We start from the raw sequence: 22,929 nt of genomic DNA, 5'->3' as shown, positions 1-22,929 counted from the left end.
TTCGTGTTGCCCGTTTGACGGGCAAAACCGGTGCGGTTGTAGGGGGACCGCACCGGAAACGGAAAGACTTAGAGGTCCTCGCGCCAGAAGGGCATGCTCATGCAGCGCGGGCCGCCACGGCCGCGGGAGAGCTCGGCGGAGGGCACGACGAGAAGGTCCAGGCCCTCCTTGTACAGCACGTCGTTGGTGACGGTGTTGCGGGCGTAGACGCAGATCTTGCCGGGCTCGACGCACAGGGTGTTGGAGCCGTCGTTCCACTGCTCGCGGGAGGCCGCGATCGGGTCGCCGCCGCCGCAGGGGATCAGCTTGACCTGGTCGACGCCGGTGGCGTCCTCCAGGACGTGCTCGAGGGTGTCCTCGATCAGGCGGATGTTCACGTCGCCCGGGTTCTTGCCGGCGGTCAGCTCGTAGACGCGCAGGGTGCCCATGATGGCGGGGTGGATCGTGAACTTATCGACGTCGATCTGGGTGAAGACCGTGTCGAGGTGCATGAAGGCGCGCGAGACCGGGATGTCGAAGGCCAGGATGCGCTCGACCTTGGAGTCGGAGTTCCAGAAGATGTTCTGGGCCATGACGTCGATAGCGGCGGCCTGGGTGCGCTGGGAGATGCCGACGGCGAGGGTCTTCTCGTTGATGTTCAGCACGTCGCCGCCCTCGGTGTGGAACTGGCAGTCGCGGCGGAAGTACAGGGAGACGTCCTTGTAGTCGGGGTGGTACTTGAAGACGTACTTGCCGTACAGGGTCTCGCGGTTGCGGGTGACCGAGTACATGCGGTTGAGGTTGACGCCCTCGCCGACGACCGCGAACGGGTCGCGGGTGAAGTAGAGGTTGGGCATCGGGTCGATGATCAGGTCGGACTCGGACTCGGAGTTGACCAGGGAGTCGAGGGTCGTGGAGGCCGTGAGGGGCATCTCGATCTCGGCCTTGGTCATGCCGGCCATGGTCTTCTTGACGAACTCGAGGTTGTCCTCGATGGAGTCCAGCTTCTCGCGGACGATCTGCGGCATGTGCTTCCCGCGGATGCCGGCCTCGGCGATGTACTGGTCGGTGAACTCGTCGCGGGCGCCGGGGACCTGGTCGAACACCTCGGCGACGAGGTTCTCGAGGTAGAGCACCTCGACGCCCTGGTCCCTCAGGATCTGGGCGAAGGTGTCGTGCTCCTGCTGCGCGACCTCCAGGAACGGGACGTCGTCGAACAGGAGCCGCTCGAGCTCGTCGGGCGGCAGGTTGAGGAGCTCGTCGCCGGGACGGTGTAGGCAGACCTTCCTGAGCTTGCCGATCTCGGAAGGCACGTGCAGACCTTTCGTCATGGCCTCCTACCTTTCTTTCGGGCCCTTGTCAGGGCCGATTCGTTAGCGCCCCTCCGTGTGAGGCGTTATTGCTGACGACATATTTATATCCAAAATCAACCCATACTTCCACCTTGCCCCCGAACGGTTTTTTATAGGGGGTGAACGGCATACACATATACTTCACGCATGGCACACTTCATCTTAATAAAGTGTATTTACGTGCTTAAACGCGTTTTCAATCCAAAAATCAAATGGAACTAAACTTTATTAAACCACCCTCAGATTGCATATTTCGTGCAACGATATGAATAGAATTCGCAATTCTTGCTGTGTCTCAACCATTTTGATTTTTATTCATAAAAAAGTTTGTCCTATTCATTTTTAGCAAACAGATTACCGTTTACCAGACGTTGGATACCGTTCACCGGAAGCTTAGTATAAGGCCCGTCGAATACCCGATCGATCTTGCGTCTCCATTTGTAACAACTTGACTTTTCCGGCGGCAAAGACATGCAGACCCGCTCCCCAAAAGGGGCGGGTCTGCATTCGGTACACCTAGGGCCAAGTAAGGTTTAGGCCTTCGAGGGCCTCAAGGGATTAGCGATCGAACTCGGCCAGTGCATCGCCCAGAAGCCTCAAGCCCTTGCGAAGAACATTTTCGCTCGCGCAGTAGCCCAGGCGTGCGCCGCAGGGAAGCTCAAAACGGCTGCCGGGCACCAGCAGCACTCCCCTCTCGGACAACAGACGCTTGCAGAACTCCTCGTCGTCCTCGGGAATATCAAGCTGGATAAACGAGGTAGACACGCCCTGCGGGGCCGTCCAGGAAACGCGATGTTGCGTATCGATCCAAGCCTGCGCGATATCGCGATTGCCAGACACGATCTTGCGGTTGCGCTCGAGAATCTTGTCCTTGTGCTCAAGCACATAGGTCGCCAGGGCATCGTTGAACACGCCGCCGCAGATCATAGTGTAATCGCGATAGGTACGGATGCGATTGGACACCTCTTCGTCGGTCACGACCCAACCCACGCGGGCTGCAGGCGTCGAATAGGTCTTAGATACCGAGTTGGTGACAATGGCCTTCTCATACACGTCGGCCATCGACATAAAGGACTCGGTGTTCTCGAGCGGCAGATATACCTCGTCACACAGCACGTAGGCGCCCACTGAACGGGCAATCTCGGCAATCTGACCGAGCGTATCGGCATCAAGCACCGTACCAATGGGGTTCGATGCGTTATTGATGCAGATGAGTTTCGTGTTGGGGCGAACCAGGCGCTTGAGTTCCTCGATATCGGGTTTCCAGCCAAGCTCCTCGCGAAGCTCCCAATACTCGACCTCGGCGCCCAGTGTACGCGGGATCTCGTAGAGCGGCGCATAGGTAGGCCACTCGGCGATGACATGATCGCCGGGCTCGACCACGGCCATGATGGCGTTGAGGTTGGCACCCGTGCAGCCGTTGGTCTGCAGAATGTGATCGGGATTGACCTCGCGACGATAGAGCTTGGCGACTTCAGCCTTAAACTCCGGTGAACCCTCGATCCAGCCGTAGTTCATCTTCTCGCGATCCAGGCGCTCGTAGAAGGTAGCGCCGTCCTGCTCGTCGAGCGCGCGCAGCTCACCCATGGTAAGCGACGAGATCGTCGACTGGGCGATATCCCACGTGGCGCTCTTCTCCCAAACGTTGAGCCATTCCTCAACGCCGATTGTCTTGATATCCATGGCTAGGCTCCAATCGCTAGAACACGGGGATGATGCCGGCGAAGGTCATGGGAATGGAGATGATGCCCAAAAGGCAAAGAAGCCGACACCGTTGGGGGGTATCAACGTGACTGCCCCTAGTCATATGGGCCGCCTTATCTGATGTTAATTAAGCTTCATTAAACAAGAATGGGGCGGTGCGAAAGATCCGCACCGCCCCAATGGGAGACATCTAATGGCAGCTAGATGTTTGTTTTAAGACCTGTACGGGTCTTTGAAAACCTTAGAGGTCCTCGCGCCAGAAGGGCATGCTCATGCAGCGCGGGCCGCCACGGCCGCGGGAGAGCTCGGCGGAGGGCACGACGAGAAGGTCCAGGCCCTCCTTGTACAGCACGTCGTTGGTGACGGTGTTGCGGGCGTAGACGCAGATCTTGCCGGGCTCGACGCACAGGGTGTTGGAGCCGTCGTTCCACTGCTCGCGGGAGGCCGCGATCGGGTCGCCGCCGCCGCAGGGGATCAGCTTGACCTGGTCGACGCCGGTGGCGTCCTCCAGGACGTGCTCGAGGGTGTCCTCGATCAGGCGGATGTTCACGTCGCCCGGGTTCTTGCCGGCGGTCAGCTCGTAGACGCGCAGGGTGCCCATGATGGCGGGGTGGATCGTGAACTTATCGACGTCGATCTGGGTGAAGACCGTGTCGAGGTGCATGAAGGCGCGCGAGACCGGGATGTCGAAGGCCAGGATGCGCTCGACCTTGGAGTCGGAGTTCCAGAAGATGTTCTGGGCCATGACGTCGATAGCGGCGGCCTGGGTGCGCTGGGAGATGCCGACGGCGAGGGTCTTCTCGTTGATGTTCAGCACGTCGCCGCCCTCGGTGTGGAACTGGCAGTCGCGGCGGAAGTACAGGGAGACGTCCTTGTAGTCGGGGTGGTACTTGAAGACGTACTTGCCGTACAGGGTCTCGCGGTTGCGGGTGACCGAGTACATGCGGTTGAGGTTGACGCCCTCGCCGACGACCGCGAACGGGTCGCGGGTGAAGTAGAGGTTGGGCATCGGGTCGATGATCAGGTCGGACTCGGACTCGGAGTTGACCAGGGAGTCGAGGGTCGTGGAGGCCGTGAGGGGCATCTCGATCTCGGCCTTGGTCATGCCGGCCATGGTCTTCTTGACGAACTCGAGGTTGTCCTCGATGGAGTCCAGCTTCTCGCGGACGATCTGCGGCATGTGCTTCCCGCGGATGCCGGCCTCGGCGATGTACTGGTCGGTGAACTCGTCGCGGGCGCCGGGGACCTGGTCGAACACCTCGGCGACGAGGTTCTCGAGGTAGAGCACCTCGACGCCCTGGTCCCTCAGGATCTGGGCGAAGGTGTCGTGCTCCTGCTGCGCGACCTCCAGGAACGGGACGTCGTCGAACAGGAGCCGCTCGAGCTCGTCGGGCGGCAGGTTGAGGAGCTCGTCGCCGGGACGGTGCAGGCAGACCTTCCTGAGCTTGCCGATCTCGGAAGGCACGTGCAGACCTTTCGTCATGGCCTCCTACCTTTCTTTCGGGCCTTACTGGCCGAATGTATCAGCGCCCCTCCGTATGGAGCGCTGCTTGCTGACAGCTCTAGTTATATCCAATTTCCACCCGCAATTCCACCTCGCCCCCGAACGGTCAACAAAGTACGATGAACGGTATATCGCATATGATTTCCCATGATGCACTTCAGTTTCGTAAAGCAGATTTTCCTAGGTAAACGTTATTTTTCTAGGAAATCAAGATTGAACACTCAAAGTTATCCATGATTCAAAATTGCATAGCGAAAACGGTTTTCTGCATATAAATGACGCTTGTCCTCGATTCGACCTAAATTCGATTATATTCAGCTTGCTATCATTCTTATTCATACATTCTCACCAGTTGAGTGAGGATATAGATCGCTTGTTCAAAGCACCGGACGTTAGTGCTTCGGATCGTCAGCGTAATAAGTAGGTAAAGATACCGTTCGCGCGATACGTCCGCGCCATAGGTCGACTAAATTGAGACAATAGCAAACAGTGTTAGGCTACCGTCCCTTTGGGGACTGAACGGACAGATGCATATGCCGAGCAAAATCGAAAAGAAGCAGAACGCCGCCAAGCTGCGCAAGAAACCGCGCGATTTCTCGTATACGCAAAATCGAGAGCTTAGCTGGCTGCGCTTTGATAACCGCGTACTCGACGAAGCCTTCGATGAGTCTGTGCCACTGTTCGAGCGCCTTAAGTTCGTCTCGATCTTCGAGTCAAACCTCGACGAGTTTCTCATGGTGCGCGTGGGCGGCTTGTCCGATCTGGCGGAGCTCAAAAAACAGCCCGTCGACAACAAGAGCAATATGACCGCCTCCGAACAGGTCGATGCTGTCATGGCAGAGCTGCCCGGGCTCCTTACCCGCTGGGAGTCGATCTTTAAGAGCATCGAGGACAAGCTCGACGCTTTGGGCGTTCACCGCGCCCGCATCGATTCGCTTACGCCCGAGGAACATACCTTTGTAACCCGCTACTTCCAGGCCTACGTATCACCGGTCATCTCGCCGCTGGTCATCGATCCGCGCCATCCCTTCCCCAACCTGCGCAACGGCGCGCTCTATCTGGCTTGTGGCCTGGACGGCATCACCGACGAGGAGAGCCTGCTGGGCCTTATCGAGATTCCCGCCTCGATGAACCGCGTGGTCGAAATCCCCTCGCCCACCGGCACCTACTCCTACATTCTGCTCGAGGACGTCATCCTCGCCTGCCTGGACAGCTGCTTCGGCTCCTATAAGCCGCTCGACCGCGCGCTCATCCGCGTCACCCGCAACGCCGACATCGATCCGGACGGCGAAGGCGTCGAGGAGGAAGAGGATTACCGCCAGCACATGAAGCGCATCCTCAAGAAGCGCCTGCGCCTGCAGCCGGTGGTGCTCGCCGTATCGGGCTCGCTCGAAAAGCCAACGCTCAAGACCATCCGCAAAGCGCTCGAGCTTTCGCGCCGCTCGGTTTTTACCTGCGATATCCCGCTCAACCTGGGCTATGTCTTTAGCATTGAGGGCAAAATACCCGAGCATCTACGAAACGAGTTGCTCTTTACGCCGTTTAGGCCGCAGCCCAACCCCACCATCGATATGACCCGCTCCATCCGCGACCAGGTGCTGCAGCACGACAAGCTGCTCTTTTACCCTTACGAGACCATGAACCCGTTCTTGGACCTGGTGCACGAAGCAGCCTACGACCCCGAGTGCATCTCGCTTCGCATCACGCTCTACCGCGTGGCCAAACAAAGCCGCCTGTGCGAGTCGCTCATCGATGCTGCCGAAAACGGCAAAGAGGTTACAGTGCTCATGGAGCTCCGCGCCCGCTTTGACGAGCAAAACAACATCGAATGGGCCGAGCGGCTGGAAGAGGCCGGCTGCACCGTTATCTACGGCTCCGAGGGCTTTAAATGCCATTCCAAGATCTGCCAGCTCACCTATCGCGAGGGCATGGCGCTTACCCGTCTGACGCTTTTGGGTACCGGCAACTTTAACGAGAAGACGGCCAAGCTCTACAGCGACTTTATGCTCATGACCGCGCATCCCGGCATCGGCGAGGACGCCAACCTGTTCTTCCGCAACCTGTCGCTGGGCAACCTGCGCGGCGACTACCGCTTCCTGGGCGTGGCGCCCGTGGGCCTCAAGCCGCTCATCATGCGCGGCCTGGACCGCGAGATTCAGCGTGCCCTTGTCGGCGAGCCCGCCCGCGTGTTCTTTAAGCTCAACTCGCTTACCGACCGCGAGGTCATCGACAAGATCGCCGAGGCATCGTGTGCCGGTGTGCGCGTGGACATGATCATCCGCGGCATCTCGTGCCTCAAGCCCGGTGTTCCGGGCAAGACCGAGAACGTGCACGTGCGCTCCATCGTCGGACGCTTTTTGGAGCATGCGCGCGTCTATGCCTTTGGCGTGGACTCGGATATGATCTACCTGAGCTCGGCAGACATGATGACGCGCAACACCGAGCACCGCGTGGAGATCGCCTTCCCCGTGCTCGACCCCACCTGCCGCGCCCAGGTGCACGAGTACATGGGCATGCAGCTGCGCGACAACGTGAAGGCACGCAGTCTGACGAGTGACGGCACCTGGATTCCCGTGGAGCGCAAAGAAGGCGAGAAGCCCTTCAACTCGCAGGAAGCTCTGCTGGAGCATGCCTATCGCAACGCCGAGGCCGTCGCCAAGACAGAACCTACGCTCGCATCCAAGCCTGAGCTCGAACCGCAGCCGGCCGCACCCGAGGTCCAGAAGGTTCAGGCAACCGTCATAGAGCCTGAGTCCGAGCCTGCTCCTCGGCCCCAACCGCAGACGGCCAACCCCGCGTCCGAGAAGGGCGCCCGCCGCGAGAAGCCCGCTGGCAAGACCAAGACCATCGAGCGCCATCGCCCCGGTCGCGTGCGCATGGGACTGGGCCTGATCGGCCTAGGCCTTAAGACGCTCATTACCGGCAAGACGAAATAGACGTTTGTAGAAGCGCCCCGTATTTGAGGAATACCCCAAATACGGGGCGCTTTTCACTGCTACCATGGTTGCGAACAATACCGCGAATGACAGGCAGGAACATGAAGCTCACCATAGAATCGATGACCTACGGCACCGACGGACTGGCGCACGCCGACAACGGCAAGGCCGTCTTTGTGCAGGGCGCCGTGGCAGGCGACACCGTCGAGGCCGAGATCGTGCAGGACGGCAAGTCGTTTATGCGCGCCCGCACGACCGAGATTCTGGAGCCGGGCCCCGATCGCATTCAGCCCCCCTGCCCCTTCGTGGGCGTCTGCGGCGGTTGTTCGTGGGGCAATCTCTCGCGCATCGCGCAGCTTGCCGCCAAAGAGCAAAACCTGCGCTCCACGCTCGAGCGCATTGGCAAGTTCGCCCCCGAGCAGGTCAACGATCTTGTCCAGCCCATCCGCCACACCAAGGACGACTGGGGCTACCGCAACAAGATTGAGCTGGAGCCCACCCTCGTTAACGGCCGCGTTCGCCTTGGCATGCACGGCGTCGATCCCAGCAAGATCGTCACCGTAGATTCGTGCCCGCTGTTCGATAAGCGTTTTCCCAAGGCGCTCAAATCGGTCGTCGGCGCGCTCAACTATCTGAGCGGCAGTCACGATCTGGGTCTGGAGCGCGTGGGCATTCGCGCTTCGCGTCGCACCAAGGCACTCGAGGTCGCACTTTGGACGCCCACGGGCTCCTTCCCGCGCTCGCAGGTCTCGCGCGTGTTGGCAGACGCCGCTCGCCCCACGAGCGTAGTGCGCGTCATGAGCAAGGGAGAGAAGAAGGCCCGCCGCGTCTCCAAGGTGGAGATGCTCGCCGGCGAGGGCTCCTGGACCGAGAACATCGCCGACGGCCAGATGCGCCTTTCTGCCCCATCGTTTTTCCAGGTCAACACCAAGGGCGCCGAGATTTTGATCGAGCTTGTCATGGAGGCGCTCGACCCGCAAGAAGATGAGCTTGCCATGGACCTGTACTGCGGCGCCGGCACCTTTACCCTACCGCTCGCCCGCCGCTGTGATTTTGTTGCCGCCGTCGAGGCCTACGGCCCGGCCGTGCGCGACCTGCGCCGCAACCTCGAGATCAACAAGCTCGATAACGTCGATGTCATCGGCGGCGATGCCGTGCGCGAGTTCCCCGACCAGGATGCCGATGTCCTGGTGGTCGACCCGCCGCGTGCAGGTCTGGCACCCGAGGCAATCGATCTCATCGCCAGCACGAGTGCCCGCGACGTGGCCTACGTGAGCTGCGATCCGGCGACTCTGGCACGCGATCTTAAGCGCTTTGTCGAGGAAGGTACCTTCTCCCCCGTCAAGATCACGCCGGTCGACCTGTTCCCGCAAACCTTCCACTGCGAAACCGTCGTCCATCTCAAGCGCAACTAGACTGTTTGCCCAAGACCACACCCGATGATTTTTCTGGGACGGGGATAAAAATAAATTTGTTCCGAATGATTATTTAATCCCCGTCCCGAAATTAAACCGCCCCCCATTTCTTGGACATTGAACTGCCGCCCGAGAAAGCTAAACGCCTTCTGGCAGGTTGTCCCGGGCCGAGGGCGGCCGCCTCAACCGTCCTCGGCCCTCACCCACCTCAACTGCCCTCAACTACATAGAGCTGGTCGAGAAGGGCCCAAGCTAGCGGGCGCCTTCCTCGTCGTCGTTGGGCCGGTAGGTAATGAACTCGATAACAAAGGCCAGGACGGCAGAGACGAGCGAGGCGATGATCGCGAAGATCATGTGGGAGATTCCGGCGCCACCAGGGGTCCCGTCGATGAAGTTGAGCAGGTTGAAGACACCGAGGCCACCCGAGATGTACATGAGGGCGCCCGTCATTCCCACGATGGCGCCGCCCACGGCGGAGCTCAGGCATGCCACGACGAACGCGCGCTTGTTGGGGAGGGCGATGCCGTAGATGCCCGGCTCGGTGACGCCGAAGAAGAAGGCGGAGATCATCGCGGGAAGGGCGATGCCGCGGAAGCGCTCGTCCTTGTTTCTGAGATACATGGCAAAGATAACCGCTCCGAGCGCGAACCCGTGGCCGACGGTGGCGGCGAGCACGCTGTCGTGGCCGAGGGTGTTCAGGTTCATGATGGAGATGGGGATGAGGCTCCAGTGGAAGCCAAAGATGACAAGGCACATCCACAGTCCGCCGACCAGGGCGCTGCCCAAGACGGAACCAACCACGGGAAGCTGGAAAATGAACGAGAACGCCGCGCTCAGCAGGTTGGTGATGAGGGTGGCCACCGGGCCGATGACGAGGTAGCCCAAGACGATGGAGACCGTCATCGTGGCGAGCGGGACGAGGAACATCTTGAGCGCAGCCGGCATCCAGCTCTTGAGCCAGCGCTCAATGATAGAGCCGAACCACACCATGAGAAGGACGGGAATCACCGAGCTCACGTAGCCGGACACGGGCATGATGATGGGGACCCCGAGGGCGGTGGCGTACCACGAGAACGTGCCGGCCACGCCGAGGTCGATGCTGCCGAGCGCCTCGCCCGAGGTCAGGGCGACCATCGTCGGGTAGAGGAGCGCCACGCCGATTGCCACGCCGGTGAACTCGTTCATACGGAACTTGCGCGCGGCACTGAACGCCAGGGCGACGGGAAGGAAGTAGAAGAAGCCGTCAGCCACGGTGTAGAGCAGCGTGTAGAGGCCGTCGTTTGCAAAGGCCGGGACGAAGTAGGTGATGAGGGCAAGCAGTCCCTTCATGATGCCTGCGGCGGCAAGCGGTCCCAGGATGGGCTGGAAGATGCCAGAGATGAGGTCGATGATGACGGAGGCAACGGTCTTATCGCCCTGGGGCTCGTCGTCGGCGCTTGCGCCGCCCGAGAAGTTACCGGCCTCCAGGACCGCGTCGTAGACGTCCTCGACGATGTTACCCACGACCACCTGGTACTGGCCGTTGGCCTGGATGACCTGGATGACGCCCTTGAGGGCCTCTATCTTGGCCGTGTTGGCGCGGGACTCGTCCTTGAGCTTGAAGCGCACACGCGTGATGCAGTGCGCGACGCTGGCGACGTTCTCGGCGCCGCCTACGTTCTCGAGTATGGATCTGGCCAGATCGTCGTATTTTTCAGCCATTATTTTCTCCTTAGTGATATTGCCCGGGCGGCTAGCCCAGGTCGCCTCCGTTGGTGGCGATGGCCTGTCGGTACCAGTAGAAGCTCTTCTTGCGCCTGCGCTCGAGCGTGCCGTTGCCCAGGTTGTCGCGGTCCACGTAGATGAAGCCGTAGCGCTTCTCCATCTCGCCGGAGCCCGCGCTCACGAGGTCGATCGGCCCCCAGGTGGTGTAGCCGAGCATCTCGACGCCGTCCTGCTCGATGGCGTCGCGCATGGCCTCGATGTGCTCGCGCAGGTAGGCGATACGGTAGTCGTCCTCGATCGTGCCGTCGGGAAGCACCTCGTCATAGGCGCCGAGGCCGTTCTCCACCACAAAGAGCGGCTTTTGGTAGCGGTCCCAGAGGTCGTTGATCGTGATGCGGAATCCCAGCGGGTCGATGACCCAGCCCCAGTCGCTCGTGCGCACGTAGGGGTTCTCCACGCCGGCGAAGGCGTTGCCCTCGGCGACGCCGCCCACGGAATCGGGGTCGCCCGCGGTGCAGCGCGAGGAGTAGTAGCTAAACGAGATGAAGTCGACGGTGTTCTCCGCAAGGATGCGCTCGTCCTCGGCGGTCATGCCCACGTCGATGCCCTCGCGCTCGAGCATCTTGAGCGCGTAGCCGGGGTAGTGCCCGCGCGCCTGCACGTCCACGAAGAAGAGGTCCTCCTGGTTCTTGACCTGCGCCGCGCGGACGTCCTCGGGGCGGCAGGAGTAGGGGTAGTAGCTTCCCGCGGCGAGCATGCAGCCCACCTTGTTCTCCGGGTCGACCTCGTGGGCGATCTTGGTGGCCCAGGCGCTGGCCACGAGCTCGTTGTGCGCGGCGCGGTACTCGGCCTCGCGGGCGTTCTCCCCGGGCTCGAGGACGATGCCGGCACCCATAAAGGGACGGTGCAAGATCATGTTCATCTCGTTGAACGTGATCCACCAGCGCACGAGGCCGCGGTAGCGGTTGAAGAGCACCGTCACGAGCCGCTTGTAGAGCTCGATGAGGGTGCGGTTTCGCCAGGCGCCGTACTTCTTGACGAGGTGGATGGGGCAGTCGAAGTGCGTGATGGTCACGAGGGGCTCGATCCCGTGCTCGCGGCAGCAGCGGAACACGTCCTCGTAGAAGGCGAGCCCGGCCTCGTTGGGCTCCTCCTCGTCGCCGTTGGGAAAGATGCGGCTCCAGGCGATGGAGAGGCGAAAGACCTTGAAGCCCATCTCCGCGAAGAGGGCTATGTCCTCGCGGTAGCGGTGGTAGAAGTCGATGCCCGTCTGGGCCGGGTAGTAGTACCCGGGCTCGAAGTCGAGCATGCGCCTCAGGCCGCGACTCACGTCGTTGCGCTCCGGCCCGTGTGGGATGACGTCGACATTGGCAAGGCCGCGGCCGCCCTCGTCATAACCTCCCTCGCATTGGTTGGCGGCGGTGGCTCCTCCCCAAAGGAACCCTTTTGGAAATGGCATGGTGCCTCCTTCTCTCTGGCGTCCCCACCTCTGCGGGGGACGCTTTAATAACGTCCTTGCGACCTCACGCGCCGGGCCCGTGGCCCTTTCCCTGATGCGCGCGGGCCGCCTGTGAAGGGATGACTAGCTGACGGCTTGTCCTGCGGCGGCGCGACGTGCCTCCCGGCCTCCAAGCAGGGAGGGGACCTGCGCCAGGCACACGCCGGCGAGGATGATGGCGACGCCCAGCCACTCGACGACGCCGAGCGGCTCGCCGAGGACGATCATGGCGATGAGTAGGCCGGCAGGGAGTTCCGCGGCGGCCATGACAGTGGAGAGGCCCGCGGGCAGGTGCGGAGAGCCCATGCCGAAGAGCAGGACCGGGCAGAGCATGCCAAAGAAGCCGGCGATGACGGCAAAGGGCAGGATGCCCTGGGCGAGGACGCCCGAGACGACGTAGTCCGGGCACACCGTGAGCGACATGACCACGGAGCCCGCGCATACGATGACGCCACGCTGCTCGGACGAGCAGGGGGCCTCGACCTTGCCGGAGAGGGTGACAAAGAGGGAGCAGGACACGGCCGCCCCCAGCGCGCAGAGCAGGGCCACGGGGTCGTACCCGGTGATGCCGGTCTTGTAAACGCCGCTGGCGAACACCGTTCCGAAGACGATGACCAAGGCGGAGACCACTTGGAGGGCCCTCGGCGGTCGGCGCGTCATGACGGTCTGCCACAGGAGCCCCAGCCACGTGAACTGGAAGAGGAGCGTGAGTGCCACCGGGGCGGGCAGCACGCTCATGGCGTAGCAGTAGAGGATTGAGGTGAGGCAGGTGAGGGCTCCCAGGCCCATGAGCTTAAGGGCGAGCTTCCAGCCCACGCGCTGCCATCGGTGCCCGAGTGCGTGGCCCGCGAGTGTGGCGAGAGCGAAGAAGAGGCAGCCGAACCACGCCTGGCTCGCCACCACCTGCGCCGAGGTGAAGCCCGCGGCGTAGGCGAGCTTGTAGGTCGTGGCCATCGCGCCGTAGCAGGCGCCGCCCGCAAAGACCTGGAGCGCCGCCTTGGCCTGTCCCGCGCCCGTGGCTCCTGCCTCGGCGGCCTGTTGCTTGATTGTGTTTGTTCCTGCCATTAGGCTCCCTTCCATCTGCTGTCTTGCAGATGCACGTCTCGTGCGTCTGTTCCCTGCAGTCGGAAGGTGGGCTCGTGCGGTCTTCTGGCGGTGCATGTGGCACCTGCTGCCAAGACGAAAAAAGCCACGCAACCGACTGCTCGGTTGCGTGGCAAAAAGGTGGCTAGCGCCCAGAAAAGTCCACGCGTTTTTAGACTGAGACAAAATACTACAACAGGTGAGATTCCGTCAAGAAAAACCGAGGAAAATAGTGAGTCTCTGCCCGCCGTACCTGTGGCGGTCGTTCCCCGAACGGGGCGGTGCGTTGGGGACTGTCTCGATCTGTAACAGTAAGATCCGGTTTTAGTCCGTAGATGTTACAGATTTAGACGTTTTGTCGGGGCGGTTTCCGTTTGTCTTGATCTGTAACAGTTAGGGGTCAAAAGTGGGTCTAGATGTTACAGATTGAGATTGTTGAGGATGGGTGAGGGTAGCTAAAATAGCCCCGTCCCTTTTTAAACATTGGGAAATCGAGCGTGGCAAGCATAGGTCTTCGGGGTATAAGACGGCTAATTGTATCCGCCTTACGAAAGGAACTCTCATGCCCAGCGTTGCCGTTCTCGCCGCCGATGGCTTTGAAACTATTGAATGCCTGACCATGGTCGATGTCATGCGTCGCGGCGGCGTGCGCGCCACGCTCGTCTCGATCATGCCCACACGCGAGGTCGTGAGCTCGCTGCAGATTCCCGTGACCTGCGATGCGCTCTTTGACGAAATCAACTTTGAGGAGTACGACTGCATCGTGCTGCCCGGCGGCCTGCCCGGAGCCACCAACTTGCGCGCCGACCAGCGTGTCTGCGATGTAGTCTGTGAGTTCGCCGCAACCAAGCACGTTGCCGCCATCTGCGCCGCCCCGTTTATCCTGGGCGAGCTTGGTCTGCTCGAGGGACGCCGAGCCACGTGCTTCCCCGGCTTTGAGAAGAGCTTCCCCGAGGGTGCTTATACCGGCGAGAAGGTCACGCAAGACGGCAACATCATCACTGCCAGCGGCATGGCACAGTCACTTCCCTTTGCCTTGGAGCTGCTGCGCACACTCGCCGGCGACAAGGCCGTCGAGAAGGTTGCCGAGGGCATCCAGCTATGATTTTGGCTTCGCAATCGCCGCGCCGCATAGAGCTGATGCGCGAGGCGGGCTATGACGTTCGCGTAATTCCCGCAGATATCGACGAAACGCCTTTTGATGGCGAAGCTCCGCTTACGCTTGTCGAACGTTTGGCACGCGCCAAAGCCGCTGCCGTTGCCTCCGAGCACGCCGAACCCAACGAACTGACTGTCGCAGCCGATACCATTGTCACCTTTGACGGGCAAATTTTGGGCAAGCCGGCAGACGAAGACGAGGCACGCACCATGCTCCGCGAGCTTTCGGGCCGCACGCACCAGGTGGCAACCGGCGTCTGCATCGTTAAAGCCGGCGACGCTGCAGCTCCGCATGCCGCCGAAAGTCTGTCGTTTGTCGATGTGACCGACGTGACGTTCTATGAGCTTACCGAGGAGCAGATCGGGCACTATGTTGCCTCCGGCGAACCCATGGACAAGGCCGGAGCCTACGGTATCCAGGGCACAGGCGGCCGCATGCTCGTGCATGACATTTCGGGCGACTTCTACAACGTGGTGGGCTTACCCATCGCTCGCGTCGCACGCGCGATTCAAAAACTCTCGTAATTGCATCTGGCGCTGGGTATCCCCCGGCGCCTACAATTTTGCCGTACCGTACGGATCCCGACCGAGCATAAGGCCCGGCGGAAAACCGATAGGAGAAAACATGGACACACTGTTCGAAGCCATTGACGTTTGCGATGTCGATGGCTTTTGCTTTGGCAACTATACAGACGAGGAGGCCGGCACCGGCTGCACCGTAATCGTGGCGCCCGAGGGTGCCACCGGCGGCGTTGACGTGCGTGGTGGCGCTCCCGCTTCGCGCGAGACCGATCTGCTGCGTCCCGAGAACACCGTCGATAAGGTCCACGCCGTCTGCCTTTCGGGTGGTTCGGCCTTTGGTCTCGAAGCGGCAAGCGGCGTGGCCCGCGAACTCGAGAGCCGCGACATCGGCCTGCCCGTCGGCCCCACGCAGGTGCCCATCGTTTGTTCCAGCTGCATCTTCGACCTCGCCTTTGGCGATCCCACCGTGCGTCCCGACATTGAGGCCGGTATCGCCGCCGTGCGCGAGGCGCTCGACCATACCCCCACCACACTCGAGCAGGGCAATGTAGGTGCCGGCACCGGCGCCACCGTAGGCAAGCTCATGGGGCCCGCCACCTGCATGAAGGCTGGCCTGGGAGCTGCTGCCGTGGCACTCGGCACCGTCAAGGTGGGCGCCGTGGTCTCGGTCAACGCCTGTGGCAACGTGGTCGACCCGACCACCGGCGAGTGGGTGGCCGGCATGCGCGCCGCAGCCGATAGCGACCAGATTGTCGACATGGAGCTCGCCGCCCTTGCCGCCGCCGGCTCTATGAAAATGCCACTCGACCGCACCAACACCACCATCAGCTGCATCGTCACCAACGTGGAGCTCACTAAGGCACAGGCCACCAAGGTCTCCCAGATGGCCGCAGACGCCTATGCACACGCCATCCGCCCCACACACACCACCAACGACGGTGACACCATCTACACCCTTGCCAGCGGCAAGCTGGGCAGCCAGGCAAGCGCCGCCGTTCCCCTAGACCTGCTGGGCATGCTCGCCGTAAGGGCCCTGGAAACCGCCATCGTAAACGGAGCCAAAACCGCCAAAACATCCCACGGCATCCCCGGCGTTGCGAAGTAAACTAGCTCGTCCGGTTGCCCGGTTGGTCTTGGTTATGTTTGCTGCTCTACAGTCCTGGCTCGCACGAAGAGCACATTAAGTGCTCTTCGGCTCGTGCGGAACTCGCGACAAACATAACCAAGACCAACCGGGCAACCTACTCAATAAGATCTCTTTCAGCCCAGGCCCCTGTGTACCGCGCGTCCAAGATCTTCAAATTCAGGCAGCCTGACAATCGATTCTTATAGCAAAGGCCCCTTGGCCTTTAGTTTGATACAAGTTCCGCACGAGCCGGAAAGCACTTAATGTGCTTTCCGTGCGATCAGGACTGTTCGCAGTAGCAAACTAAAGGCCAAGGGGCCCAGTCAACCTATCAGCAGCGATTACTCAACAGCTAGTTGAATTTGAAGATCTTTGAGGCAAGACGGTATAGGCCGAGTGTGGTTTTGTCTCCAGCCCGCCCGTGCAGGTTGGTAAAGAAGCCGATCACACCGTAGCGTGCACGACGATACATACGCTCGTCGTAGGCCTTCAAATCACTCCACAATGTCGTCAGGCGCTCGTCGGCGCAATCCTCATCGGAAAGCTTGGTAAGCACCGAACAAATTGCCATCATCATGGTGAAATAGCCCATCATGTACGCGCGCAGACGCGACGACTCGACATCGCTGTACAGATGGAACGACTCCATCATAATGCGCGTCACGCGAAACTGCTGGTCCAGACGTTTGACCATCGTGGCCTCGTTGACGCTCTGGCCCTCGCGACCGATAAAGTAACGATAGAGGTCGATGTCGGCGTAGTACATGGTCTTGCAGCGCGGCAGCGGCACATAGGCGTAGATATTGTCGACATAGAACGTGTGCGGCGGCATAGGCAGATTGGACGCGCGCAGCACATCCGTGCGATAACACAGGCTGTGCATGAGCAAATTCTGGTCCGGGCGGAAATGGCCAATCTGGTCCCAGGTAAAGATCTTTTTGCGCGGCAGGGCAAACTTGTAACCAATAGCGGTATGCGTACCCTCATAAACCTTCTCGTACACATAGTTCGAGATAAACAGATCGACGCGCTGGTCGCGCTCCTCAAAGCCACGCAGAATCGAAAGCATGGTCGAAAGCGCCGCACCGTCGAGCCAGTCGTCCGAGTCGACGACCTTGTAGTAGGTGCCCTGCGCCTCGCGCAGGCCCGAGAGGACGGCCATGCCGTGACCGCCGTTCTCCTGATGCACCGCGCGGATGATACCGGGGTAACGCGCCTCCCACTCATCGGCCTTAGCTGCCGTCTCGTCCTTGGAACCGTCATCGACGATGATGATCTCGATATCGGTGGCGTAATTGCTCCCCTCCAGAATGGAGGTGATGCAATGGTCCATGTCCTTGGCGGCGTTATACGAGGGAATACCGAATGATATGACTTTATGCATGGCAGGCGATAATCTCATCCGAAAGATCGAGGGCAGAGTTGGTCACGGCATCCATATCGTAGTAACGATACTCGGCCAGGCGACCCACCGGGTGGAAGTTCGTCAGGTTCTGGACGCGCTCAAGATAGCGCTCATAGAGCTCGCGGTTCTCGGGCTCCAGAATGGCGTAATAGGGCGTCTCGCCCGAGCCGGGCGTATAGGCCTTGGAATACTCCTTCATGATGGTGGTCTTGCCGGGCAGGACCTGACCAGTCATGTTCTTGAACTCGGTGATACGCGTGTAATCCTCGCTCGTGGTGTAGTTGACGGTGCCCACGGGCTGGAACTGGTCCATATCGAGCGTCTCGAACTTCATGTCGAGCGTACGGTACGGCAGAGCGCCCAAGTCGAGGTTGAACAGCTCGTCGAGCGGACCGGTGTAGACGATCTCGCCGCCATAGACCTTGCCGTCGATCTTGACGGTGGTCTCGTCAATCTCAAAGAGGTCGCGGGCGTCCACGTTGCAGAACACATCAATCAGATCGTGGTCGAGCATATGCTCGAACAACGCGGTATAGCCGTCCTGCGGCATGCCCTGGAAGGGGGCCTGCGGGAAATAGCGGTCATCGTCGCCCACAAAGACGGGAACGCGGCCGGTGATCGAGGGATCGATCTGGTCGGGCGTCTGGCCCCACTGCTTCATGGTGTAATGCAAAAAGACGTTCTCGTAGACGTAATCGGCGACCTCGGCAAGATCCGGGTCGTTCTTCTTGCGCAGCTCCATGATGGGCACCTTGACGTCCTTGCCAAAGGTCTCCACGAGCTTCTGATACAGCTCCTCGCCGCGCTCATCGCCAAAGGCGAGCTTGAGGCTCGCGTGGTTAAAGGGCACGGGCATAAGGGTGCCGTTGATGTTGGCGAGCACCTTGTGCTGGTAGTCCGTCCACTTGGTAAAGCGCGACAGAAAATTGTGGACGCGCTCGTTAAAGGTATGGTAAATGTGCGGACCATACTCGTGGACCAGGATCCCGGCCTCATCAAAGCAATCGTAAGCATTGCCCGCAATGTGGCCACGGCGCTCCAAAACGGCAACGCGATAGCCGATAGTCTCGGCAAGACGGCGGGCACAAACGGCACCGGCATACCCGGCACCGACGACAATCATGTCGTATGCGCCGGCGTTAAAGCCTTCAGGCAGGCCTGAGGTAATCTGCATCGATACTCCTTGTCAAAAGCCACGGGCTCGTTAGCTGGGCTTTTCTCGAACATTCTTCGAGACATATTTATCAGAGCGATTATAGCGCTAATGCGTCCTATAATGAGCTTGCCACACAAGGAAAGCTCAAGCACCCCGGCGTACATATTTAAAAGGTAAACCCGCTAGCAGCGGGTTTATTCGTGGACAGCCGGGTGCCTGGAGCTTAGCGAAACGCTTGTAAGGAGTAACATGAGCGATTTCCTAAACCGTATGAAGTCTGCTGCCAAGGCCGACCTTAAGACGATCGTCCTGCCCGAGGGCGAAGATCCGCGCACCATCATCGCAGCTACCAAGATCATCGAGGAGGGCTTGGCAAAGATCGTCATCTTGGGCAACCCCGACGAGATCAACGTTCCCGGCGCTACCGTCATCGACCCGCGCAATGCCGAGAAGCACGAGGAGTACGCGCAGAAGTTTGCCGAGCTCCGCGCCAAGAAGGGCGTCACCATCGAGCAGGCTCGCGCCCAGGTGATGGACGCCACCTACTTTGGCACCATGATGGTCAAGATGGGCGATGCCGATGGCCTGGTCTCCGGCGCCTGCCACTCCACCGCCGACACTCTGCGCCCCGCGCTGCAGATCCTCAAGACCGCCCCGGGCACCAAGCTGGTCTCGGCCTTCTTTGTGATGTGCACCGACACCCCGCAGTTCGGCACCGACGGCACGCTGATCTTCGCCGACTGCGGCCTCAACATCAACCCGTCCTCCGATGAGCTCTCCGAGATCGCCATCGCCTCCGCTCACTCCTGGTCCACCTTCATGGGCAACGTTGAGCCGCACGTGGCCATGCTCTCCTACTCCACCATGGGTTCCGCCGGCGGCGAAGTCGCCAAGAAGGTCCAGGAGGCCGTGAAGTTCTGCAAGGAGAAGGCCCCCGAGCTCGCCATCGATGGCGACCTGCAGCTCGACGCCGCCATCGTCCCCAACGTCGCCCAGCTCAAGGCTCCCGGCTCCTCCGTTGCCGGCAAGGCCAACGTGCTCGTGTTTCCCGACCTCGAGGCCGGCAACATCGGCTACAAGCTGGTCCAGCGCTTCGCCGGCGCCGACGCCTACGGCCCCATCCTGCAGGGCATCGCCAAGCCGGTTAACGACCTTTCGCGCGGCTGCTCTGCCGACGACATCGTGGGTGTCGTAGCCATCACCGCCGTCCAGGCTCAGATGGCTGAGTAGCGGACGCACTCGCCCGAAGGCCGTACGGGCTAACCCCTGAAAACGTCCTCGACCAATGAAACGCCCCCGTTCTGCTCCTTCGGAGCTACGAACGGGGGCGTTTCTGGTCTGCGGATTGTTTTCAGGGGTTAGCCCGTACGGCCTTCTACCGCAACGCAGCAATCAGGGCATCTGGAGTGGACGGCGGCTTGGCTACGGGCAGGGGCTGAGAATCTGAATGGATGGGTGCCGTTGCTGGGGGGCAAACGATGCGGATATGGTCACTTTGGATTTGAAAGGCTTATAGGGCCTCGGCGGCCATTCTGCCGGAAAGTGTGTCCCGGTTTGAAGGCGGATTGTGGGATGCAGCTTCCGCTTGGGGCTTGTTTGGGAAACTGTGGGACGGAATTTTGCTTTATTGTGGGTCGCACTTTCCGCAACGTGCCTCAACCGGAAAGCGTGTCCCAGAATTTGTGCTCGAAACGGGATGGAGTTTCCGCTGTCCTTCTGCTAGTAAAAAAGGCCTCCGGAGCTGTTGCTTCGGAGGCCTTTCGTTTAAATGCAAATGCGCGCGTTAGTTGTTCTTGGTCAGACGCTCGACGTCGTGGGCGATCATGTATTCCTCATCGGTGGGGATGACCATGACGGTGACGGCGGAACCGGCGGCGCTGATGACCTGCGGGCCGTTGCCCACGGCCTCGCGGTTCTTGTTGTTGTCGATGCGTACGCCCAGCCACTCAAAGCAGTCGCAGATGGCCTTGCGGATCGACCAGTCGTTCTCGCCGATACCGGCGGTAAAGGTGATGGTGTCCACGCCCGCCATGGATGCGATCATGGAACCGGCCTGCTGCATGGCCTTGTAGGCGAACATGTCGAAGGCGAGCAGGCAGCGCTCATCGCCCTCGGAGGCGCGCGTGCGGATGTCGCGGGCGTCGTTGGAGATACCCGAGATGGCAAGCAGACCAGACTGCTTGTTCATCATGTCATCGACTTCCTGATAGCTGTAGCCGCCCTCGCGCTGGAGGTAGCACACGGTGGCCGGGTCAATGGAACCACAACGGGTGCCCATCATCAGGCCATCGAGCGGCGTGAGGCCCATCGTGGTGTCGCGGCACACGCCGTCCTCGATGGCGGCGAGCGAAGCACCGTTGCCCAGATGGCACGAAAGCAGACGGTGGCAGCGCGAGCCCAGGATCTCCTTGGCCATCATCCACTCGTAGCGGTGGCTCGTACCGTGTGCGCCGTACTTGCGCACGTGGTACTTGTCGCACACGTCCTTGGGCAGCGCGTAGGTGTAGGCGACCTCGGGCATGGTCATGTGGAACGAGGTGTCGAAGACGGCCACGTTGGGCAGCTCCGGATACTTCTCGCGGCAATATTCGATTGCCGCGGCCTCGCCGTAGTTGTGCAGCGGAGCAAGCGGTGCCACCTCAAGAATCTTGGCCATAACCTCGTCGTCGACGACCGCGGAATCATCGAAGTGCCAGCCGCCCTGAACGATACGATGCCCAATGCCATCAATCGTAAAGTCGGTCTTCTCAAGCTCCTCGAGCACACGAGCGATAGCAGAGCGATGATCGGGGAAAGGGACCTCCTCGGTCTGCTTGGCGCCACCGTTCTCGGAGTGGCCAAAGATGCCCATGTCCGATCCGATACGCTCGCAGTTGCCCTTGGCGAAAACCTTGCGGGTATCGGTATCCAAAAGCTGATATTTAAGGCTTGAGCTACCGGCGTTGACAACAAGTACGTTCATGAGACTCCTTTGCAGTGCGATATGGTCGGCGCAGACCCCTTAAGGTGGCCGTATGTTAATAAGAGTTATCACAACTTGATAAATAGCTATCAGGCATATCGCCCAACGAGCGCAAAAGAGGGGCCGAACGGCGCTCGGTCGTCCAGCCCCTCCCCTCTTGCAATTACTTGCCGTTGACGATGCGCTCGACGTCGGAAGCGATCATGAACTCCTCGTCCGTGGGGATGACGAAGATCTTGACCTTGGAATCCTTGGCGGACAGGCACCAGGCGCCGTCGCCACGCAGGGCGTTGCGGGCGTGATCCATCTTAACGCCCATAAAGGCCAGACGATCGGCCACGCCGGCGCGAACGGCCGGAGCGTGCTCGCCGATGCCGGCGGTAAAGACCAGGGTGTCCATGCCGCACATGGAAGTGGCCATCTCGGCGGCCTTGGCGGCAATCTTGTAGACGAACATATCGAAGGCGAGCTGGGCCTCGGGGTCGCCGGCAGCGGCGAGCTCCTCAACGTTGCGGCAGTCGTTGGTCTTGCCGCCGGTCACAGCCAAAAGGCCGGACTTCTTGTTCATCATCTCGTCGACCTCGTCGAAGGTGTAGCCACCCTCGCGCTGCAGGTAGCACACGGTAGCCGGGTCGATGGAGCCGCAGCGGGTGCCCATCATGACACCGTCGAGCGGCGTCAAGCCCATGGTGGTGTCCATGCACTTACCGTCCTCGATAGCGCACAGGGAAGCGCCGGAACCGATGTGGCACACGACGACCTTGCGAGCCTCGCCGTTGGTCATCTCGGCAACCTTCTTGGAGATGTAGCGGTAGCTGGTGCCGTGGGCGCCGTACTTACGGATGTGCAGCTTGTCGCAGACGTCCTTGGGCAGGGCGTAGGTCTTGGCGACCTCGGGCATATTGAAGTGGAAAGCAGTGTCGTAGACCGTGACGTTGGGCAGGTCGGGATACTGCTCGAGGCAGTACTCGATAACGTTGGCCTCGGGGTTGTTGTGCAGCGGGGCGAGCGGAGCGACCTCGCGGATCTTGGCGAGGACGTCCTCGTCGACGAGGGAGGAATCGCCGAAGTACCAACCGCCCTGAACGATACGGTGGCCGATGCCCTCGATCTTGACGCCGTTGGCCTCGAGGTCCTTCAGGACGACCTCGATGGCGACCTTGTGGTCGGGGAACTCGATGTTCTCGGTCACCTTCTTGGAACCGTTGGCAGCGTGGGTGAAGGTACCGCCGGTAAAGCAGACGCGCTCGCAGGAGCCCTTTGCGGACACCTTGTGGGACTTGGTATCGATGACCTGATACTTAAGGGTCGAAGATCCAGCGTTGACGACCAGAACGTTCATGTGTCTCCCTACTAACAGGCGGTGTGGCGCCGCCAGGTTACATACGCTTCAATAATAAACCCAAACGCCCTCGCGCTCGGGTT

Annotated in this window: 16 protein-coding genes; 6 read left to right on the top strand and 10 right to left on the bottom strand. The window is 60.6% G+C overall.

The window, feature by feature from the left end:
• Positions 1-68: 68 nt before the first annotated feature.
• From arcA (ACTNB2_RS00480) to arcA (ACTNB2_RS00470), 3 genes are all read right to left on the bottom strand, one after another.
• Entirely contained in the window at positions 69-1,310 is a 1,242-nt protein-coding gene (gene arcA, locus ACTNB2_RS00480; RefSeq protein ID WP_427719164.1) for an arginine deiminase, read from the bottom strand.
• Between the two features lie 579 nt (positions 1,311-1,889).
• Positions 1,890-3,014 carry an aminotransferase gene (locus ACTNB2_RS00475; protein ID WP_441044759.1) on the bottom strand — a complete coding sequence of 375 codons (1,125 nt, stop codon included), beginning with the start codon at positions 3,012-3,014 and terminating at the stop codon, positions 1,890-1,892.
• A 262-nt stretch (positions 3,015-3,276) separates the two neighbouring features.
• On the bottom strand, positions 3,277-4,518 hold the full coding sequence (arcA, locus tag ACTNB2_RS00470; RefSeq protein WP_427719164.1) for an arginine deiminase: 1,242 nt from the start codon (positions 4,516-4,518) through the stop codon (positions 3,277-3,279).
• Between the two features lie 548 nt (positions 4,519-5,066).
• Between arcA (ACTNB2_RS00470) and ppk1 the strand changes: the two genes are divergently transcribed.
• Both ppk1 and rlmD read left to right on the top strand, forming a co-directional pair.
• Positions 5,067-7,475: a polyphosphate kinase 1 gene (gene ppk1 / locus ACTNB2_RS00465; RefSeq protein ID WP_441044760.1), complete on the top strand. Its 2,409-nt coding sequence runs from the start codon at positions 5,067-5,069 to the stop codon at positions 7,473-7,475.
• Between the two features lie 86 nt (positions 7,476-7,561).
• Positions 7,562-8,890, top strand: coding sequence for a 23S rRNA (uracil(1939)-C(5))-methyltransferase RlmD (gene rlmD, locus ACTNB2_RS00460; RefSeq protein ID WP_441044761.1), 1,329 nt, complete (start codon positions 7,562-7,564; stop codon positions 8,888-8,890).
• Between the two features lie 252 nt (positions 8,891-9,142).
• On the opposite strand, the gene ACTNB2_RS00455 is transcribed toward rlmD, so the two are convergent.
• From ACTNB2_RS00455 to ACTNB2_RS00445, 3 genes are all read right to left on the bottom strand, one after another.
• Complete coding sequence (locus ACTNB2_RS00455) at positions 9,143-10,591, bottom strand: PTS transporter subunit EIIC (RefSeq protein ID WP_441044762.1); 1,449 nt, start codon at positions 10,589-10,591, stop codon at positions 9,143-9,145.
• A 31-nt stretch (positions 10,592-10,622) separates the two neighbouring features.
• The gene (locus ACTNB2_RS00450; protein WP_441044763.1) at positions 10,623-12,053 is read right to left on the bottom strand and encodes a 6-phospho-beta-glucosidase; all 1,431 of its coding nucleotides are present in this window, start codon (positions 12,051-12,053) and stop codon (positions 10,623-10,625) included.
• Positions 12,054-12,176: 123 nt separating this feature from the next.
• Positions 12,177-13,157, bottom strand: coding sequence for an EamA/RhaT family transporter (locus ACTNB2_RS00445; RefSeq protein ID WP_441044764.1), 981 nt, complete (start codon positions 13,155-13,157; stop codon positions 12,177-12,179).
• Between the two features lie 580 nt (positions 13,158-13,737).
• Between ACTNB2_RS00445 and ACTNB2_RS00440 the strand changes: the two genes are divergently transcribed.
• From ACTNB2_RS00440 to ACTNB2_RS00430, 3 genes are all read left to right on the top strand, one after another.
• Entirely contained in the window at positions 13,738-14,280 is a 543-nt protein-coding gene (locus ACTNB2_RS00440; protein WP_427718432.1) for a DJ-1 family glyoxalase III, read from the top strand.
• Positions 14,277-14,858 carry a Maf family protein gene (locus tag ACTNB2_RS00435; protein ID WP_154517256.1) on the top strand — a complete coding sequence of 194 codons (582 nt, stop codon included), beginning with the start codon at positions 14,277-14,279 and terminating at the stop codon, positions 14,856-14,858. Before ACTNB2_RS00440 ends, ACTNB2_RS00435 begins: the two co-directional genes overlap by 4 nt.
• Before the next feature lie 100 nt (positions 14,859-14,958).
• Positions 14,959-15,960: a P1 family peptidase gene (locus tag ACTNB2_RS00430; protein WP_441040943.1), complete on the top strand. Its 1,002-nt coding sequence runs from the start codon at positions 14,959-14,961 to the stop codon at positions 15,958-15,960.
• A 373-nt stretch (positions 15,961-16,333) separates the two neighbouring features.
• On the opposite strand, the gene ACTNB2_RS00425 is transcribed toward ACTNB2_RS00430, so the two are convergent.
• On the bottom strand, positions 16,334-17,365 hold the full coding sequence (locus ACTNB2_RS00425) for a glycosyltransferase family 2 protein (RefSeq protein WP_441040945.1): 1,032 nt from the start codon (positions 17,363-17,365) through the stop codon (positions 16,334-16,336).
• Positions 17,358-18,560, bottom strand: a complete 1,203-nt coding sequence (gene glf, locus ACTNB2_RS00420; RefSeq protein ID WP_441040946.1) for a UDP-galactopyranose mutase — start codon at positions 18,558-18,560, stop codon at positions 17,358-17,360. The genes ACTNB2_RS00425 and glf overlap by 8 nt, the downstream gene beginning before the upstream one ends.
• Before the next feature lie 231 nt (positions 18,561-18,791).
• Between glf and pta the strand changes: the two genes are divergently transcribed.
• Entirely contained in the window at positions 18,792-19,772 is a 981-nt protein-coding gene (pta, locus tag ACTNB2_RS00415; protein ID WP_427718446.1) for a phosphate acetyltransferase, read from the top strand.
• A gap of 553 nt (positions 19,773-20,325) precedes the next feature.
• Here the strand turns inward: pta and ACTNB2_RS00410 are convergent.
• Together ACTNB2_RS00410 and ACTNB2_RS00405 are read right to left on the bottom strand one after the other, a co-directional pair.
• Positions 20,326-21,504, bottom strand: coding sequence for an acetate/propionate family kinase (locus tag ACTNB2_RS00410; protein WP_441040948.1), 1,179 nt, complete (start codon positions 21,502-21,504; stop codon positions 20,326-20,328).
• A gap of 163 nt (positions 21,505-21,667) precedes the next feature.
• Positions 21,668-22,846, bottom strand: coding sequence for an acetate/propionate family kinase (locus ACTNB2_RS00405; RefSeq protein ID WP_006234305.1), 1,179 nt, complete (start codon positions 22,844-22,846; stop codon positions 21,668-21,670).
• Positions 22,847-22,929: the final 83 nt, after the last annotated feature.

The organism is Collinsella sp. HCP28S3_G2, assembly GCF_052065125.1.
Classification (GTDB): Bacteria; Actinomycetota; Coriobacteriia; order Coriobacteriales; family Coriobacteriaceae; genus Collinsella.
The sequence above is the reverse complement of the archived record's forward strand: the minus strand, read 5'-3'. Positions and strand labels throughout refer to the sequence as shown.